The sequence below is a fragment of the Pseudomonas sp. NPDC085632 genome (assembly GCF_044541255.1).
Taxonomy (GTDB): domain Bacteria; phylum Pseudomonadota; class Gammaproteobacteria; order Pseudomonadales; family Pseudomonadaceae; genus Aquipseudomonas.
This window is the reverse complement of the sequence record NZ_JBITSX010000078.1, coordinates 1-1,125: the sequence shown is the minus strand read 5'-3', so window position 1 is coordinate 1,125 and position 1,125 is coordinate 1. Positions and strand designations below refer to the sequence as shown.

Sequence of the window (1,125 nt, the reverse complement as noted above, 5' to 3'; positions counted from 1 at the left end):
GGCGTACGAAGAGCAAAGAAGTACTGCTGGTTGTTGAGACGGTATCCAATGAAAAGGGCGTACCGGCAAGCGTAATTTTTGAAGCGCTGGAGCTGGCTCTGGCCACTGCTACCAAAAAGCGTTTTGAAGACGAAGTTGACCTGCGTGTGGAAATTAACCGCCACACCGGGGCATACGAAACTTTCCGTCGCTGGACGGTCGTCGAAGAGAATGATCTCGACGATCCGGCCATCGAAACCTGGCCAACCAAGGTTGCCGAAACGCATCCTGGTGCCAAGGTTGGCGACGTCGTTGAAGAAAAGATCGAATCCATCGAGTTCGGCCGCATCGCTGCACAGACTGCAAAGCAAGTCATCGTGCAGAAAGTTCGCGAAGCCGAGCGCGCTCAAGTGGTCGACGCCTACCGCGAGCGCCTGGGAGAAATCATCTCCGGCACCGTGAAAAAAGTCACCCGCGACAACGTGATCGTCGATCTGGGTAACAACGCTGAAGCGTTGTTGGCCCGTGAAGACATCATTTCTCGCGAAACTTTCCGTGTCGGCGTGCGTCTGCGTGCGCTGCTCAAGGAAATCCGCACCGAGAACCGCGGCCCGCAGCTGATCCTGTCGCGTACCGCGCCGGAAATGCTGATCGAGCTGTTCCGCATCGAAGTGCCGGAAATTGCCGAAGGCCTGATCGAAGTAATGGCAGCGTCCCGTGATCCGGGTTCGCGCGCCAAGATCGCCGTCCGCTCCAAGGACAAACGCATCGACCCGCAGGGCGCCTGCATCGGTATGCGCGGTTCGCGCGTCCAGGCAGTGTCGGGTGAGTTGGGCGGTGAGCGTGTTGATATCGTCCTCTGGGATGACAACCCGGCTCAGTTCGTGATCAACGCCATGTCCCCGGCTGAGGTTGCGGCAATTATCGTTGACGAAGATGCCCACGCAATGGACATCGCCGTTGGCGCAGACAATCTGGCTCAGGCCATCGGTCGCGGTGGGCAGAACGTGCGTCTGGCCAGCCAATTGACTGGCTGGACCCTGAACGTGATGACCGAATCGGACATCCAGGCTAAGCAGCAAGCAGACACCGGCGACATCCTGCGCAACTTCATCGACGAGCTGGAAGTCGACGACGTTCTGGCAC

1 protein-coding gene is annotated in these 1,125 nt (G+C 58.4%); it reads left to right on the top strand.

Annotated features, from left to right (window positions below):
- Nucleotides 1–23: 23 nt before the first annotated feature.
- On the top strand, nt 24–1,125 hold a 1,102-nt coding region (gene nusA / locus ACIF4X_RS28185; RefSeq protein WP_397484582.1), incomplete at its 3' end, for a transcription termination factor NusA.